Below are 17,604 nucleotides of genomic sequence, written 5' to 3'. Positions count from 1 at the left end.
GATCAAATCCTAACTATCGATGAGGCCATTCTGAATCAGTATGAAGCTCTGTGTTTCGTTATCGGCGACTAGGAACAGATATGGTTTCTCTCAGGACTGCACCTTCCCTAGTCTGAGCTTCTAAAAATCTCTTCAAGCGCCCCACGTCAACTCAAGGGTGCGCGGCAACAGACTCCACACAGGCAGGACACAATGGGCAAGAACGAACCAGCGGGAATCACCGACGCACCCAAGAAAAAAGGCACCAACCACAACGCCATCATCGCGTTGATCCTGATTCTCGTCGGCCTTGGCGTCCTGCTCTACCCCGTCGTAGCCACGCAATGGAACAACCACAACCAGTCCCGCGCCGCGGAGGAATACGCCAAGCTGGAGAAGCAAGCCCCGCCTGAGGTTCTGCACACAGCGTGGGACGAGGCGCAGTCCTACAACGCACAGCTGGGCCAGATCAGCATCGACGACGCTTGGACCACCACCGATGACGAAGACTCCCCCGAGTACCAGCGATACCGCCAGTACCTGTCGGTATTGTCTGAGACCGATGCCATGGGCCGCATCGTCATCCCTTCCATCGATTCTGATCTGCCTATTTATCACGGCACGTCGGAGAAGGCACTCTCCCGCGGTGCGGGCCACCTCTACGGCACGGACCTACCCGTCGGCGGAATAGGCGACGGCGAGGGCCGGCACGCAGCACTTTCCGCCCACACAGGCCTACAAAATGCCACGCTGTGGGACAACCTCACCAAGGTCAAGAAGGGCGATGCTTTCTACATCGCCGCCGGCGGCGAGAAGCTCAAATACGAGGTACACGATATTCGGGTCGTCGAGCCTGCGGACACCAGCTTGCTCCACCGTGAGCCAGGCCAGGACCTCGTTACGCTCATTACCTGCACCCCCTACGGTGTTAATACCCACCGCTTGCTCGTCGCAGGCCACCGAGTGCCGATGGATCCGGAAGACGAGGCCGCGTTCAACAGCTCGGGTGTTCACTGGCAGTGGTGGATGTGGGCCATCCTGGCTGCCACTGCCATCATCGTGCTTCTGCTCATCTACTGGTGGCGCAAATATGTCAGCAACGCCAAGGACACCGCGCTTGACGACGACCCGCAAGACTCCTAACCGCCAATGAACATGCAATAAGGCCCGCCCTTCCCTGGAAGAGCGGGCCTTTTCTAAAAGTAGCCGCAAGCGGTGGTTCTATACCCAGCGGCGTCGCAAAGCGAGGCACCCTGCCGCGACAATAGCGGCACCAGCGAGCGCCCACAGGCCTACGCCCTCACCACCGGTCTTGGGCAGTGCACCCTTGGTGATGTCGGCGACCTGAAGGATGCCGACCTTCTTTACGCAATTGGCAGCAGTGTCGGACTCAGCGCACCTATTACTGGTGATCGCTGTGCCTCCGGAGAGAACCTTGATGACTGCATTGCCATTCTGATCCCACTCCGTCGAGAACTTGATCGGCGCGGGCAGCAGGTTATAGCCGTCCGGCGCCTTGGTCTCGATGAGGTAGTACACGCCAGGGGCATCCAAGCCTTCGAGCTTGACGCGGCCTGTGGTGGTGGTCGTGGACTGCTTCACCACGGGGTTAGCATCAACGTTGACGCTGCCATCCGCGTTGAGCTTCAAGTTGCCGTCAGCGTCACCACGGTGGACGGTGAACTGCGCGCCGTCGAGCAACTCGTCGGTTTGAATCTTGTCCGGCGCGGCTGGATCATAGCTCACCTTTTCAAGCAGGACATCCATCTGCTTGGTCTCCAGCGGGATACAAGAGGTGTCTTTCCAACCGCCCATCTCTGCCTCGTTCATGAGGCCAAAGTTGGGTTCATGTAGGCCATCCTTGGTGTAGCAGCGGGAGTTACCGGCAGGCTGACTCGGGTACCCGGCAGGGACGGATGTGCTATTCAATTTGGTTCGATCCAGCTTGAAGCGCACCGTCACCTCGTAGACGTGCTGCCCGGAGCTTCCATTGACGCCCTTGGGCTTAATGATCTTTGGAGTGTCGTTCTTGTTGAGTTCATACGGACCGGCCCCCTGGTACGACTGCGGCTGGCTGGTCTTGTTGAACTCGTCCTTGAAGACCACAGTGGCCCCAGTAACCGTGGCGGCACCAACGAACTTCGGGGTATCCGTCAGCTTTCCGTAGATCACCTCATTGGTGTCGAAGCCGAGAGCATCCGGGGCGGCTACTACGACGTTGTACTTCGCGGTATATTCATTCGCCGCACCAGGAACAGGTTGCGGTGCACTGTCGACAGCAACCTTGCTGAAGCAGGCTTCAGTAGCAACGTTGTCGCTACCGGCCTCACCATCAGTGGCTTGGAAAGCCACTTTGTTCGGGCTACACACCGTCTTGAGGTTGCCGTATTTATCCGTTCGCACCGGCGCAGAGACGACATACTCTACCTTCGCGTGTCCTGGAAGTGTACCAACATAGCCCTTCATGTATCGGGACTCACCGTCCGCTCCGGACGGGACAGTCATGCCTGCATAAATACCGGCCCCCGGGCCAATCTCGTTAGGCCCTGGATTACGCCCGTTGACGAGTGTGGATCCAGGCCCAAAGCCTTCGAACTTAGCAGTGGGACCGGAAGCATTCACCCCATAGTGAGTATCCGTTGGTAGGTACTCCCAGAACGTGCCTCCCGAGCTGGCGTTAGCTGTGGTGTTTTCCACCGAAATGGTCCAGAAAGTACGGACCTCGCCGTTTACCGCCTTGGTCTCGGAGCGTTGCTTCTTCACTGCAATGTTGGATTGCAGCGCTGGCGGCGGCGGCACCAGATCGGAAGCAGCATCCGTGTTAAATGAAGCAGGCAGGTTGTTCATTATGTTGACCAACTCGAACGTCGGACTTTCGGAGTCCGGGTTACTGATTTTTAGCTCAAAACCCAGCTGATTCGCAGCCGAACTACCCGATCCAAACCCTAGGTTTCCATTGGAATAGGTCCATGCCTTGCCCCACGAGGCGGAGGGGTTGGAGATAGTGCGCCCGTCCAAAGTCTTGATTCCCGTGAGATCCCAGGTCTTGACTGCCCCGGTCTGAGTATCGATGCGTTCAAGAATCAGCTTGTCGCCGGCCTGAGATCTACTCTGGAAGCCCCACATGTACTTCTGGGCTTGAGGGAGCACCGCCCAGTCCTCCGAAAAAGACTGCTGGTTTCCGAACACGCGTTTAGCAGTGACATTATCGACATCGATTCTATAAAGGCGCCGAGTACCAGAGGTAGACGTGTTAGCCACGAAGAAACCCTCGCTGGTATACACGCCCGCGTTAAGCAGATCCCGGTCGCTGCTCGTTTCGAAAGGGGTACCGGTGCTTCCGGACGTAAGGATAGGCCCAAGGTTATGTACCACACCGGTCGCCGGATTAATCTGCAGGAGATGTCCTGCTGGGTAGCAAGGATCACCATTTTCGCCGCGAATCTGGCTCACCGCGTAGAGCCAGTTGTCGCTCGAATTGAATGCTAGAGAGTTATAAACCCATGGGGTCTTCTCGCCTACTTGCCGGTAATCGCGGCCCTGGTCGATCTGCCGGCGCAGGACAGAGGTATCGCGGGTCCGGCCTGCAGGCTCACTGGTCACAACGTAGACAGGGCTACCGTCAGCAAATTCAGCTGGGGTGAGCTCGCGCTTTGGCTGCCTGCTTGTAACCGGATCTTGGCACTCTTCTTTCGCAGGAACAGTGAAGGAAGCTGTAAACACTGTATTGTCTGGCCCGCGGTGAACACCCTTAAACTGAATCTGTGCGGTGCCACCAATAGTAATCTGCGGCAGGATGACTTGGTATTCCTTGGCGCTAATCCTTTTGTAGGTCACCTTCGCCTCATACCAACCTCCGTTGGCACCGGTGTAATAGATCGTCAGGTCATCAGGGTTAGTCGATAAATAACTGTTAACGCTGGATTTGAGGGTAACCACCGTGCCTTGCGGAATGGACAGCTGGCCGCCAAAAAGCTCACCGGACGGAATCTTAAAGTTCGGGATATAGCGGCTTCCCTTAAGCACGTAACCATCGTTTTTCATCGTGATGGTGCGGTCGCCTGCAGCGTACGGGGTAATGTTCGGTGCTGCCATCAGGCGAGCTGGAGCCTCGTCTACGTCAGCAATTTCCAGCGGCTCAGTCACTTCCGAAGGAGCTTCTGAGGTTTCGCTGGATTCCGTTGAAGATGTGCTGGTAGTCTCCTCGGCTACGCCACGCGCATCGACGGCCATCCCACTCACTTCGGAATCCTCTACGACCGCTGGGATCTTCAATGAGAAAGCTGCTCCCGCTGGCACGTCAGTAGAAAGGCCAGTGATTCGGAAAGTAACTGAAGAGCTGGTCGATTTTACAACGAGGTTGTCTCCTTCGCGGACGGGGATCGCCTCGCCGTCGATAGTCAGTGTGTAGGCCGTGCCTTCGAACTCCAGTCCTGTAGTCTCAACAGTGAACTCCAACTCCTCCACGGTTCCGGCGTCAACAAAGTGGCCTTCAAATGTTGCGGAGTCGCCAGAAGTCAGGCTCAGCTGGTCTGCAGAATCGAGCTCGGTGCGCAGGGCCGTGGTTTGTGCTTCGGCGACAGCACCAATGATGCCGGGCAGAGCAGCCGGTACAGCAATGCTAAAAATGAGGGCCAGCGCCGCAATGAACGCCGCTAAGACGCGCCAGCGGTACACTACCGGCTCGGCCGGGTGAGTATCTGTCCAGGACATTAGCGTCCCTCGCTTTCTGAATTCTTCCTGCGGCTAGAGGCAATCATCACAAATCCAGTGGCAATCAACGCCAGCGCTGCGGCCACCACCCCGAGTACTTCTGCGCCGGTCATTGCCAATGAGCCACCATCCCCTTGCGAACGGTTCGGGGAATCTGAAGTTGTGTTTGTACCAGATTCCGGGTTGTTAGGTGGCGTTGTCCCAGGCTCGTGCGGTGTCTCTCCTAGTTTCGTCGGTGGTACCGGGGGAATCAACGGAGGGAACACCGGCGGAAACTTTGGCGTTGTCCGCGGAGTAGTCGAGGTTGTCGATGGAGTATTCGGGGTTGTCGGGGCCGTGGGGGTCGTCGGCGGCGTCGGCGTTTCACCCGGTTTGTGGGTCTTGGCCACAATCACTCCTGGTACTGGTTTCGGGTTATCTACCACCGCGTGGAATGGAACCGCCACCACAAACGGGTTTATCTCTCGGTAGGAATCATCCGGCGCTGTAGACGTCACCACATAGAAGCCATGAGCTAGACCATCGAACGTCACCTCGCCATTGGCATTGGTGACCAGATCCACGTGCACATCGGTGCGCCAATCACGAACCTCGTCGAGATTCGCGTTCCGTACGCGGGCTGCGTCGTCAGCGTTGGTCGGGTCCAAGCCGGCAAGCCGGTCCAGATGAATTGTGACACCTTGGATTTTTCCCGAGGGCGCCTGGCCATCGTCGTTGGGATTGCCTTGTGTCAGCCGGATTGTCACTGTATCCGTAGCCGAAGTGCGTTCCGCACCAGTGGACTGCTGCCCGGCAACCTGCACCGCTTCTGCAGCAACCACGCCCGGCCCTGCGAACGCAACCGCACACGCTACTCCGACGGCAACCACTCGGGCCGACCATGCATTTGTCAACCTCTTCATCGCCTTACTCCCGCACGCTACTTTCCTTATTAATAACTTCTTGCACCCCGGTAGCCGCCTTCTGGCGACGCAGCCACCACACCAGCCAACACCCAATGACAATCACCGCAGCCAACAGCGCGTACATCCACCATTGCCAGCCCGGACCATGGGAGTTTTCAAACACCGACTCTTCCCCAGGCTCCATAGGAACCTGATGGCCACGCACCAGCAAGCGATGCGTGTTGATCCCGTACGGAGTGCACGTAATCAGCGTGACGTAGTCCTGATCGGCGACTGGCCGTAGGCCATCAACTTCACTCGGCAGAACCACTTGAATGCTGTCGACGACGTACTTCAATTTGTGGCCAGCAACCTGGATGTAGAACACATCTCCCTCGGTGGCAGAGTCGAGGTGATCAAACATAGTTGAATTCGCCAGGCCCGTATGCCCCGTGATGACGGAATGAGTTCCTGGTCCGCCTACCGGCAAATCAGAGCCATATAAATGTCCTAGTCCACGCTGCAGTGTCTTATCCGCGGTGCCATGAAACACCGGCAGATCGACGTCTATTGCTGGAAACACGAGGCGAGCCATCGCTTCGGTCTCACCCAACTGTTCCAGGTAAGCCTCATAATCGGGATTATCCACACCGATACGGTTCAGCCACGGATCCAAGATCGGACCCGAAGTCTGCTCCTCGTTGTACGCATGCGCAGCATCCCATACGGAGTCCTGCACCTGCGCCGGTGTCTCTTTGTCCAGTCGCGCATACTCTTGCGCCACCCGTGAGGCATTCCAGTTGTTCCAGGCGGTCGAGACCACTGGGTACAGCATCACCAACAACCCGACGACAACGATTACCGCCGGAAGAGCTAAGCCTCCACGGCGCCTGTGCCGCCGGCCCATTTCCTGGCCTACCACCGAAGTCAACGACCCGCACCACCCAAAACAATGCCCCACGCGCTAGCGCAGCGCGACCGGGATTACAACGAAAGATAAAGATAGGGACCGGAATCTACGCCTAGCCCAGTCCCCTCACTGGGTCGAGCACCATATTTTGATTACCCGACCCGCAGCGCAGACCATCATGGACAGTCTGCGCCACCGGAACTATGCCCGGCTATTAGTTGCGCGCGGTACGACGAGCGAACCAAGCACCAGCAGCAACAATCGCTGCGCCAATAGCAGCCAGGATGCCCACACCGGCGCCACCGGTCATCGGCAGGTTCGGGGTGTCCTGCTTAATGTTGTCGATCTCGGACACGAGGGTAATCTTGTCGTCACCGTTCAGTTCACCAATCTCCGCGATCTTGTCGCGGGTGAAGTCAATCTCAGTAACGTCTTTCTCCGGCAGCGCGTAGCCGGCCGGAGCCTTGGTCTCCTTCAGGCAGAACTTCTTGGTAGCCGGTGCTTCCTTGTTGTCCTCGAAGTCGGTGACGTGCAGGCCATCGATGGTGAAGGTACCGTCAGCGCCGGTGGTCCAATTCTCTGCGTTACCAATCTTGATCTTGGAACCCAGCTCGGAGGCCGAGGTGCACTGATAGAGCTCAAACACAGCGCCTTCCAGGACCTTACCGTCCTCCTTGCCGTCCTTCTTCACAACCTTCAGCTTGCCGTGGTAGGTCACGACCTCATTGGTCTTTTTCTTGACCTCGTTGCCGGTGTTCGGGTTGTTGAAGATGACGTCAGCCTGGTTCTTCAGCTCAGTGGTGTCGCCCACTTCCTTGCGCTTGACCTCGAAGGTCAGAGACATCTTGTCACCGGACTTAACCTTGGCAAGGCCCTGGTCGGTCAGCTTAACGACGAGCTTGTTTCCGTTCTCAGCCGGATTGTTGACCTCGTAGTCACCGGCACCCAGAGCGGTCTCTCCAGCCTTGACCTCGGTGACCTTCTGGAAGTCCAAACGCTGGTCCAGCTGATCCTCGAAGCGGAAGGCGGTCAGGCTCTTACCCGCACCCCAGGTCGGAGCATCCGCGTTGATGGTGTAGGTGTACGCGTCCTGGATGTTCTGATCTGCATCCTTGACAGTCTTCTCGGTCTTGGTTTCCGTGTTCTTCGGGTACGCGATGACGTCGTAGTTCCAGGCATCCGATGCCTCGTTAACCATCGGCACCGACACGATGAACGGAGCACCGGCAACGATGCCGTCCGGAGCGTTAGTTTCCTCTACCAAGTAGATGCCCAAAGGCAGATCAGTGAAAGCTGCCTTGCCATCAATGCCGGTGGTTTCTTTCTTGGTTTCCGCAGTCTTCTTGTCGTCCTTGACGTCAGCAGCCGACTTCGGGAACGCCGCCCAATCATCCTTCTGCAGGTCGTAATCGAGCTTGGTGATCTTGTAGGTCACGCCAGACAGAGCCTCACCCGGAACGCCTGCCATTTCCTTACCGGTAGCCGCAGTACCAGACTCAGCACCCTTCTTCTTGAAGAGGGTGATAGAGCCCTTTTGGTTGAAATTGATGTTTGCCTTGTTCACGGCGCCCTGCTCAGCAGCAGGCTGTGCATCGACAGCACCGTCTTGCGCCAGGGCCCCCGGAGCGGAGATACCCATAGAGAGGCCAACGACGGCAGCGAAAGTAACCGAACGAGCGGTACGAGAGATCTTGTTCACGGAAACAGGTCCTTTACATGAGTTGTGTAATGAGACACCGCGCCTCATCAGCTGTACGCAATCCACTCCCCACGGTTTACACACCATGGCCCGGCCCATCGCTAAGAATCTTTCACCCACATAGAGCGACGTTCCCAAGAAGGTAAGGCACCTACCCGGGCCCCTAGCCTAAGTAACGGTAGCCTGTGGATTACATAGCTAGACCCTATACCTAGAAGAAGAAATGCGATATCGAACAAATGCCCGCTTCCCATAAAACCAGCTAGCCCTCTCAAGTAATCGCCCCCCCCCGCGCAGATAATAATTATATTCGCAGTTAAACTGCGGTATTGGTAGCTGCCATTCCACTTTGAGTGATATCGACCTCACCGCCCCCTTACGGGGGCTCTAGCAGCCTTGCCCAGGCACATTGGTGGCAACTATCTCACTGCGAAACGCTTACCAAGAGCGCCATGCAACCACCAGCACAACCATTAACACTGTCAATATCGCCAGGTAGACGTGAATCTTCATGGGCAACCACTGGGGCGCGGCAAGAAGGTACCTCAGGACAATCCCGAAGCCATATATTTTCTCGGTCTTTAACAAACTCCAGATAGAAAGCTAACATCCCTAGGTTTCTTGGCGGGGCTCTCTAAGAACGATCACCAGTAGTTTTCGCGGCACGAAGGAGCGCCGCATAAGCGCCGTCGCGGGCCAGCAGCTCAGCGTGGGTGCCGCGCTCGGCCACGCGGCCGGCGTCGAGGACGATGATCTGGTCGGCATCGCGGATAGTGGACAGGCGGTGGGCGATGACCAAGCGGGTAGCATCCGCGCCAAGCACTGCCTCCTGGATGGCGCGCTCCGTCTCGTTGTCGAGGGCGGAGGTGGCCTCATCCAAGATGAGCACCCGTGGTTGGCGCAGCAACGTGCGGGCAAGCGAAAGGCGCTGCTGCTCACCGCCGGAGAAGCGGTAGCCGCGCGAGCCCACCACTGTGTCCAGACCTTCCGGCAGCGCGGCGATGACCTCGTCCACGCGCGCGGCGTTAAGCGCCGCCCACATCTGTTCCTCACTCGCATTCGGCTGCGCGAAGAGGAGGTTCTCCCGCACCGTGCCGTGAATCAGGTAGGTCTCCTGGGAGACCACGCCAATGACCTCCGCGCGCTGCTCAGGTGGAATATCGCGCAGGTCGACCCCGCCCAGGTGCACGGTGCCTTCGGTCGGATCGGCAAGGCGCGCAAAAAGTGCGGCCACCGTGGACTTGCCGGACCCGGTATGCCCCACTAGCGCGGTGGTGGTGTGGGCGGGGATGGAAAGGGAGACGTCGGAAAGCGCGTCGGTGTCGGTGCCGGGGTAGCGGTAGGAGACGTTGTGGAGGGTGAGGGAGGCGTCGGCAAGCTGGGCGGGCTGGGTGGTCTCCGTGAGTTCGGGCTCCAAGTCCAGGTACTCGAAGATGCGGCTGAACAGCGCCATCGACGCTACCCACTGCGCGCCCACGTTGAGCAGGCCGGTAATGGGACGGAAGATCTGGGTCTGCAGGGTGGAAAAGGCGATGAGCGTGCCAATCGTAATGCCCGGGCGCAAGCCGGCCGCCAGGTAAATCAGGGCCGGCATCACGCCGAAGATGATTTGCGTCAGCGCCATGCGCCAGCGCCCGGCCAACTGCGATTCCAGCTCCAAACGGATGAGGGAGCGGGAGGTTTTCTCAAAGCCGTCATAGACGCGCTCCTGCGCACCCAGCGTGGCCGCCAGGCGCATGCCGGACACGGACAGGTTCTCCGAAATGGTCTGCTGCAGCGTCGCCTGCGCGCGGCTGTTTTTCTCCATAAGGCTGCGGCGCAGCACGGCGGCGCGGCGGGTGAGCCACACGGCGGGTGGCAGTACCACCAGGGACAAAAGCGAGAGGGTAGGCGAAAGCGCCACCATCGCCACCAACGTAGCCACAGTCATGGTGAGGTTGCTGGCCACGGATGTCGCGGTTGTGGTCACCATGCCGCGCATCGCCGCGATGTCATTGGTCAGGCGCGACTGAATCTCACCGCCGCGGTTATTGGTAAAGAACTGCAGCGACTGGCGCTGCAGGTTGGCAAAGACCTGCGTGCGCAGCTCGTGCATGATGGTGTGCCCCACCCGCGCGGATAAAAAGGACTGGATAACGCCGATGGCCTGAGAGACCACGGTGATGGCCAGCATGCCGCCCACCAGCCACAACAGCAGTGCGGTGTCGTGGTTGGGAATGGCCTCGTCCACGGTGCGGCGCACCAAGAAAGGCTGCACCACCGTCAGCCCAGACGTCGCGATGATGAGCGCTACCACCACAAGCAGCGTGCCGCGGTGGGCTGCGAAAAGGCCGGCGACGCGACCAAACTTCACTGGGTGCTGGGCCAGCTGATCGACGTCCGCCGGGTCCTTCACCGCGGTGTGCATCGGCCGGGTCATGGCTTAACCGCAGGTAACGATGGGCTGCGGGTCATAGACCGTGGTGGTGGTCTCCCGGGAGATTTCCTTGCCGGAGAGGTCCTTGATCACGCGGGTATCCGAGGTGGTGAAGCCCGGCGTGCCAGACGACGGCGAGCAGTCCTCGCTCACCGACTTGCGCTGCGGCTCGGTCTTGGCCCAGCGGCCGTTGTTGATGGACTCGACCTCAACCGTCTTCACGCCCTTGAAGCGCACGGTGATCTCGTCACCAAAGCTGGTTTCGATGCGCACCGGGTGGTTGGAGGTGTTCTTAAACTGCAGGTCAATTGCGCCTTCGTACACGGTGGCCTCGCGGCCAGCCGGGTAGCGCGAAATGTAATAGGAGTGCGGGGTGTGTGCCACGTCCTCCATGCCGGCGAAGTAGGCCGCGTTGTACAAGGTGGTGGCGAACTGAGAGATGCCGCCGCCCACGGCCTTGCCCGCGTGGCCGTCGATGATGATGCCGGATTCCACATAGCCCTGCGCGGTACCGCGCGGGCCGGTGTAGCCGTTGAGGGAGAAGGTCTCACCCGGGTTGACCACGGCACCGTTGACCTCCTGGGCCACCAGGCGGATATTGGTGCCGGAGGCCCCGGAAAAGCCGCCGGTGGAGAACTCGGACACGGTCTCATCGAAGGTGGCCTTCTCCGCCATCTCCGTGGTGAAGTCCGCGGGGTCCGGCTTGTAGTCGGCGTCCCACTCGCGGTCGTCCTCGCTGCTCACACGGTCCTCGAAGCCCTCGAGGGTCTTCTCCCAGTCGATGATGGAGCCATCCACCGAGGGCGTGATCTGCTTGTCGTTGCCGCTGAAGGAAATTTTGGCGTTGGTGCCGGGCACCTCGGAGCCTTGCATGCGCTCTTGGAAGAGCTCGCGCGCGCGGTCTTTATCCACCTTGAGACGCAGCTCGCCATCTTCTGCGGCGATGGATACGAACTGGGAAATCTCCGGTTTGCGCAGCGTACCGGCGGTGTTATTCTCGCCCTTGAGCGTGAGCGGGTTATCCAGCGCACGGGCGGCATCCCCGGTGCGCATGGCCTCAATCGCCGCATCATTAATCTGTGGCTCCACCACCATCGGATCGACGTCTACGCCCTCGGGGTCGAGCCAGTGCTTAACGACGCCCTCGTGCAACTCTCCCTCTTCCACCGCCTGGCCGAGCTTGGGTTTGGTCTCTTTGAGGGAGCCGTCGATAAGCTCCAGGTTTCCGTCCTCCGGCTCGATCTTCAGATCGTTGCCAACGCGCTCGAGCTCCCCGGAAAGCTGGCCCTCATCGACGTCCACGGCGACAGGGATCTCCTGGGTGGGCTTGATGAAGCTGTACAGGCGCGAGAAGGGGTTCAGGGAGGCATCAGGAATGCCATCGACGGCCTTCTGATAGTTCAGGCTCAGGCCGGAGTCCTGGGGGATAAGCTGCGAGCTTTTCTCCCCGGCGCGGATATCCACGGGCTGGGCCGCGACATCCCCGAGTTCCTGCTCCAGCTTCTCCACCGCAGCGGTGCGCTCCATACGGGAGATGTCCACGCCGCCGACCGACGTCGCGCGCGGAACCTTGTGCTGGTTGGCCATCACATCCCACGCATAGGCGATGCCGGCGATGAGTAGGAGGCCGACGAGCACGCCAAGGGTGACATGAAGCCCCTTGCGTCGCTGCTGCCTATGTCCGATTGCCTTTTTCACGTGTACGAGATTAACGCCTGCCAGCTAGTTTTTACTAGTTACCCCTCCTGCTGGGCCACGACTTCCACGGCCGCGTCGATGACCGCGTTGATGTCCTCATCGGTGGACCACAGCGGCATATCGGCCCCGGCGGCGAGGGCTGCGGCGACGGCCTCCGGCACGCTGAAATTCTCCGAGATGGAGGCCATTCCACCCAGGTCATCGGTGTAAATCGTGCCTTCGAAGCCCAGCTCCTCGCGGGCCAGCTGGTAGGCCCGCGGGTTGAGGGAGGCGGGTTCGTCCCCCAACCCAGGCACCACGAGGTGGCCCATCATGAGCGCCGCCTCAGGGGCTTGCGGAATTGCCGTGTGAAAGGGCACAAACTCGTGTCCATGTAGTTCTTCCAGGGGCGGGGTGACGGCCTCACCCAGGTGCGTGTCCCCGGAGGCGCGCCCGTGGCCAGGAAAGTGTTTGAACACGGCCTTCACGCCGGCGGCCTGCAGCCCGCGGGCAAAGGCCGCGCCATACTCGCCGGCGGCCTGTGGGTCGGTGGAGAAGGCGCGGTCGCCGACGACCTCCAAGTCTCCCCCATCCACGTCGAGCACCGGGGCGAAGTCCACCGTCACGCCGTGGGCGCGCAGGCTGTGCCCGATCTCCGTAGCCAGGGCCTCGACCTCGTCCGGGCTATGGCCTTCCGCCATGGCCTGCGGGGAGGGATAGTCGCCCAAGATTTCGGAGAAGCGCTGCACGCGCCCACCCTCGAAATCGATGGAAACTTCAAAGTCACGGCCCATCTCCTCGCGCAAAGCGTTTACTCCTCGCGGGCCATCGCTGAGTAGCTCAGGATCTGCCCAGCTGGGGATAAAAAGCCCGCCCACGCCGGCTTCCAGCTTCGCCCGGGCATCCTCGTAGTTCAGCGCCGGCGGCATGAGCTTGGCGGCGGCGCGGGCGCGGACGTCTTCCGGCGCGACATCCGGTGGTGCCGCGTCTCCCGACGCGGCACTAGTCGGCGCCACATCGCCCGACGCGGCACTAGTGGGCGCGGCGCGGGTTTCGCTCGGCGGGGCGTCGGAAAGCACGGATTCCTCGCTACACGCGCTCAGCGCACAGCTAGCACTCAACAGGAGGGCAGGCATTGCTTTTCTCATGCCCACCAGTGTGCCTGAAGCACCCGCACGGGCAACACCTGGTTGTTAGGATGGCCACATGAATAACGGAGAGACCATGCTCATTGCCTATGACGGCTCCGACCGCGCCGACCGCGCCCTCGAGTACGCCGCGCGGCTCCTGCGCCCCACCGACGTCGAAATCCTCACCGCCTGGGAGCCGTCCGCACGCCAGGCCGCCCGCGCGGTCAGCCGCACCGGGCTGCACCAATCCACGGTCTCACCGGACAGCGTGGAGGATGACCCGGCCTATGAAGAGGCCCTCGCCATCTGCCGCCAGGGCATCGCCAAGGCGGAGACCTTGGGGCTGCGGGGCCATGCCCACCTGGTGGAATCCGTGACGACGATTCAGAGCGCGATTGTCGACGCCGCCCAAGAACTCGACATCGACGTCATCGTCACCGGTACCCGCGCGCTCACCGGCTTCCGCTCGCTGTGGACCAATTCCACGGCGGAGTACATCGTGCGCAATGCGGGCCTGCCGGTCTTCATCGTGCCGCCGGAGAACGATGATGAGGACGACGCGGAAGAAAGCGACTCCTAAAGGCAGCTTTTAGCTGCTAGAATCTGGCGCCATGGCATTCGACAGCGATTCCCTCAACAAGCGCACCCTGGGTCCGGCCCTGGGCAGCGCGGTCGTCGGCGTGGCGTTGGGAGTCGTGACCATCCTGGGCATTGCCCAATTCTCGCAGGCAGATGCCGTGCCGAACGATAACTCCGTCAAGGCCTCCGACGCCGTGATGGGCGGGCCGGAGTACGGCTCCCGCGAGTAAGCGTGCGCGCACGCATCGGGGGGCTTTTCTTTTTAGCCCTCGTGGTTCTTCTGCAGCCGTGGGGGCTGACCGCTGCTGATACCAAGCACGATCTGGTGGCCAACCCGGGGCATTTTTTGCGCGGCGCGCTGCATGCTTATACCGATACTTTCACGCTAGGCCAGTTGCAGAACCAGGCCTATGGCTACCTCTTCCCGCAGGGCTTGTTCTTCTTGCTGGCGGACCCGCTGCCGGATTGGATAGCGCAGCGCGCCTGGTGGTTCCTGGTCTTAGCGGTGGGCTTTCTGGGCTTCTTCCGCTTGGCCCGCACGGTGCTTCCCGCCGCGCCGGGCTATGCCGCACTGATGGGCAGCCTCCTCTATGCGCTCTCCCCGCGCACGCTGACTACGCTGGGCGCGATTTCCTCGGAGACCTGGCCGGTCATGCTCGCCCCCTGGGTGCTGCTTCCCTTCCTGCGACAGGGCCGGTTGGGCTGGCGGGACGCCGCGCCCTCGGTGGTGGCGGTGGCCTGCATGGGCGCGGTCAACGCCACGGCCACGCTAGCGGCCTGCCTGCCGGCGGGTGTGATTCTGCTGTGGCGGCGCGCGGGCAAGGCCGGCCTGGCCTGGCTCGCTGGGTGCGCGGCGGTATCCGCGTGGTGGATTACCCCGCTGCTTATCCTGGGCCGCTATGCCCCGCCCTTTACGGAATTCATCGAGTCCGCTGGCGTGACCACACGCTGGCTCAACCTGGCGGAAATTCTGCGCGGCACCACCAGCTGGGCGCCCTTTGTGGATACCGAGCGCGTCGCCGGCAATGAGCTGGCCACCGAGCCGGTCTTCGTGCTCGTCACCGTGAGCGTTGCCACCTTAGGCCTGGTGGGCCTGTCCCGCCTGCCGCGCCTCTGGTCTGCGATGTTGCTCGTGGGCGTGGCCGTACTGGGCACGCATGCCGCCTGGTACCTCGACGCGCTCGACGGCCCGCTGGCCGCGCTGCGCAACGTGCACAAGTTCGACCCGCTGGTGCGCCTCCCGCTGCTGCTCGGCGTGGCCGCGATTGCCGCCCGGGTGAGGTTGCCGCGGACGTTGTCCCCGGGGCGTCGTGAAGCAGCGGGCCTTGTGGTGTGCCTCGTGGTGGTGGGCGCGACCGCCCCCGCCTGGGCAGGCCGGCTGCTGCCGAAGGGCGCCTACGAGGAGGTTCCCGCCTATTGGCACGAAGCCGCCTCTTTCATGAACTCGCTGGATACGCGCGTGCTCATCTACCCCCCGGCCTCCTTTGCGCGGCAGGACTGGGGCTGGACGCGTGACGAGCCGGCGCAGCCGCTTCTCGACGTCCCCTGGGCCGTCCGCGACGCCGTTCCCCTCATCCCGCCCGAGGCTATCCGTGGCCTGGACGGTGCGATGGCACAGATTTCCCGTGATCCCGCGTCCGCGCCTTATGTGTTGCAGCGCCTCGGTATCGGGGCCGTCGCGGTGCGCCACGACCTGATTTCTGGTTCTGCAACCCATATTCCGGGCGAGGTCCACACCTTCGGGGAGGTCGACGTCGTTGTCTTCGACCGCGGCCTCTCCATGAACCTGGCTCCTGCGGATCCGCCGCGCGTGGCGGGCGGTGGGGAATCGCTCGCGCTCCTCTCCGGTCCCCATGAACTCGTCTCCGCCAACGCCGACATCGTGACCGACACACCCACCTTGCGCGACCGCAACTATGGCACGCTCACCGGCCCGGTCTCCGCACCGTTGGCCCCTAGCGACCCATCGACGGTGCGCAATCGCCTGCGCGATTACCCCTCCGCCGGCCCTCTGACCCAAGTGGTGGAGCACGATGGTCGCGTCACCGCGTCCTCGTCTTCCGCGGATGCCTCTTCCTTCGGCGGGGCGAACCCGGCGCGCTCTCTCACCGCGGCCGTTGACGGTGAGAACTCCACCGCGTGGTGGCCAGCGCCCGGCGATTCCGGCTGGTTAGAGCTGCACTCCGATTCCACGTGGACCTCGCCCACGCTGCGGCTGATGACCACCGGCACGACTGAGGTGACCATCCACAACGGCGATTCCAAGGTGACGGTCACCATGGAGGCCTACCGCGCCCGCGATATCCGCGTACCCGGCGCGAAGGCCTCCACCATCCGCATCGAGCCGCAGCGCCGCACCGGAATTGCGGAGGCCTCCATCGTGGACCAGCCCACCCCGCGGCGCCTCATCACCGTGCCCGATACCTCGCCCGATGCCGAGCAGTTCCTCTTCCAGCAAGACAACGAGCACATCCTCATCCGCTCCTTTACTACCCCGCGCGACATGACAGTGCGGGTCTCCGGTGAGAAGACAGTGCTTATCGACGGCTCCCCCCACGCCCCCAACTCCACCCTCAATCTGTCCGCCGGGCAGCACCTCCTGCGCACCACCGGCGACTGGGCGGCCCTGACCGATACCGCGTCCTCCCTGCCCGATCCCCTCCCCGCCTCCTCGCGTGCAGCTTCCGAGGACAAAACCGGTTCCTCCGCGGACCCGGCCGCCGCCGCTGCCGACCCATCCGACACCGGCTATACCCCGCTCGCTTCCGGCGAGCCCATCGAGCCCGCCGACCACGACCGCCTCCTTATCACCGGCCGCGCCTTCAACGAGGGCCTGCGCGGCGAGCTGCGCTCCCGCAGCACAGCCGCGGTCTCGACGTCAGGTTCGGCACAAGACTCAGCGCCGGACTCAACGCCGGCCTCCAGCTCGGAACCGCAGGCCCTCGAACCGCGCTCCATCGATGCCGACACGCAAGCCTTCCTCATCCCCGCCGGCGCTAGCGGGACCTTCCACATGTCCTTCGTGGCTGACCGCGCCTACCGCGTGGGCCTCGGCCTCGGCGGCGCGCTCGCCGCGCTGACCACCGCACTGTGCCTGCTCGTCATGGCCCGTCGCCCCCGCCATTCCGCTACCTTTGTCGCGGCTGCGTCTTACGCAGCTCACGACGCAGCCTCGACCAGCCCAGCCAGCTCCACCACTTCCGTTGCTTCTCGTACGCTCTCCCCTGGCCGTGTTTCTCCCTCGGCTTCGCTCCTACTTATCGTGCTCATTGTCTTAACCATGACACTCGTCGCGGGGTTGCCCGGTGTGGCCGCCGCTGCCGCGGCGTGGGGCGTTACCCGCTGGACCACGCTGCGCCCCGACTACTTAGCGGGCGCGCTCACCTTGGCCGCGGGCGCGATGCTCGCCCGCGCCCCCTGGCCCGCGGAGGGCTACGCCGGCGATTCGCTGCTCGTGCAACTGCTGTGCGTCGCGGCTATCACGTGTGCCTGCCTCCCGCCCCGCCGCACGTCCTAAGTACCCGGCCCCGCCCCAGATGGTTTCCCTCAAAAGGTACTAGTCAAAAGGTGTCTTTGGGGGCAGGGAAACCATCTGCGGCGATGTAAAAGGTTTGTTT

11 protein-coding genes are annotated in these 17,604 nt (G+C 61.7%); 4 read left to right on the top strand and 7 right to left on the bottom strand.

Annotation, left to right across the window (positions count from 1 at the left end):
* Positions 1 to 192: 192 nt before the first annotated feature.
* Positions 193 to 1,122, top strand: a complete 930-nt coding sequence (locus HMPREF3056_RS03285) for a class C sortase (RefSeq protein WP_070754094.1) — start codon at positions 193 to 195, stop codon at positions 1,120 to 1,122.
* A gap of 78 nt (positions 1,123 to 1,200) precedes the next feature.
* Here the strand turns inward: HMPREF3056_RS03285 and HMPREF3056_RS03280 are convergent, their stop codons facing one another.
* The 7 genes from HMPREF3056_RS03280 to HMPREF3056_RS03255 all read right to left on the bottom strand — a co-directional run bounded on the left by HMPREF3056_RS03280 (position 1,201) and on the right by HMPREF3056_RS03255 (position 13,426).
* Positions 1,201 to 4,692, bottom strand: a complete 3,492-nt coding sequence (locus HMPREF3056_RS03280) for a prealbumin-like fold domain-containing protein (protein WP_070754093.1) — start codon at positions 4,690 to 4,692, stop codon at positions 1,201 to 1,203.
* Entirely contained in the window at positions 4,692 to 5,594 is a 903-nt protein-coding gene (locus HMPREF3056_RS12935) for a prealbumin-like fold domain-containing protein (protein WP_083317773.1), read from the bottom strand. Before HMPREF3056_RS12935 ends, HMPREF3056_RS03280 begins: the two co-directional genes overlap by 1 nt.
* A 4-nt stretch (positions 5,595 to 5,598) precedes the next feature.
* Entirely contained in the window at positions 5,599 to 6,483 is an 885-nt protein-coding gene (locus HMPREF3056_RS03275) for a class C sortase (protein ID WP_070754092.1), read from the bottom strand.
* 217 nt (positions 6,484 to 6,700) lie between these two features.
* Positions 6,701 to 8,185: a SpaH/EbpB family LPXTG-anchored major pilin gene (locus tag HMPREF3056_RS03270; protein WP_070754091.1), complete on the bottom strand. Its 1,485-nt coding sequence runs from the start codon at positions 8,183 to 8,185 to the stop codon at positions 6,701 to 6,703.
* Between the two features lie 634 nt (positions 8,186 to 8,819).
* Entirely contained in the window at positions 8,820 to 10,604 is a 1,785-nt protein-coding gene (locus HMPREF3056_RS03265) for an ABC transporter ATP-binding protein (protein WP_070510963.1), read from the bottom strand.
* 3 nt (positions 10,605 to 10,607) lie between these two features.
* Positions 10,608 to 12,299: a VanW family protein gene (locus HMPREF3056_RS03260; RefSeq protein WP_070754090.1), complete on the bottom strand. Its 1,692-nt coding sequence runs from the start codon at positions 12,297 to 12,299 to the stop codon at positions 10,608 to 10,610.
* 38 nt (positions 12,300 to 12,337) lie between these two features.
* Entirely contained in the window at positions 12,338 to 13,426 is a 1,089-nt protein-coding gene (locus tag HMPREF3056_RS03255; protein WP_070754089.1) for a glycoside hydrolase family 3 N-terminal domain-containing protein, read from the bottom strand.
* A gap of 58 nt (positions 13,427 to 13,484) precedes the next feature.
* Here HMPREF3056_RS03255 and HMPREF3056_RS03250 point away from each other — a divergent pair, with 58 nt between their 5' ends.
* Genes HMPREF3056_RS03250 through HMPREF3056_RS13900 form a run of 3 tightly spaced genes read left to right on the top strand, consistent with a single transcriptional unit; the run spans position 13,485 to position 17,504 of the window.
* Positions 13,485 to 13,988 (top strand): universal stress protein, encoded by a 504-nt coding sequence (locus HMPREF3056_RS03250; RefSeq protein WP_070754088.1) that lies wholly within the window; start codon positions 13,485 to 13,487, stop codon positions 13,986 to 13,988.
* 31 nt (positions 13,989 to 14,019) lie between these two features.
* Complete coding sequence (locus tag HMPREF3056_RS03245) at positions 14,020 to 14,217, top strand: DUF2613 domain-containing protein (RefSeq protein WP_010188604.1); 198 nt, start codon at positions 14,020 to 14,022, stop codon at positions 14,215 to 14,217.
* 2 nt (positions 14,218 to 14,219) lie between these two features.
* Positions 14,220 to 17,504 (top strand): alpha-(1->3)-arabinofuranosyltransferase domain-containing protein, encoded by a 3,285-nt coding sequence (locus HMPREF3056_RS13900; protein WP_070754087.1) that lies wholly within the window; start codon positions 14,220 to 14,222, stop codon positions 17,502 to 17,504.
* Positions 17,505 to 17,604: the final 100 nt, after the last annotated feature.

This window comes from Corynebacterium sp. HMSC056F09, assembly GCF_001815785.1.
GTDB classification, from domain to species: domain Bacteria; phylum Actinomycetota; class Actinomycetes; order Mycobacteriales; family Mycobacteriaceae; genus Corynebacterium; species Corynebacterium hiratae.
The sequence above is the reverse complement of the archived record's forward strand: the minus strand, read 5'-3'. Positions and strand labels throughout refer to the sequence as shown.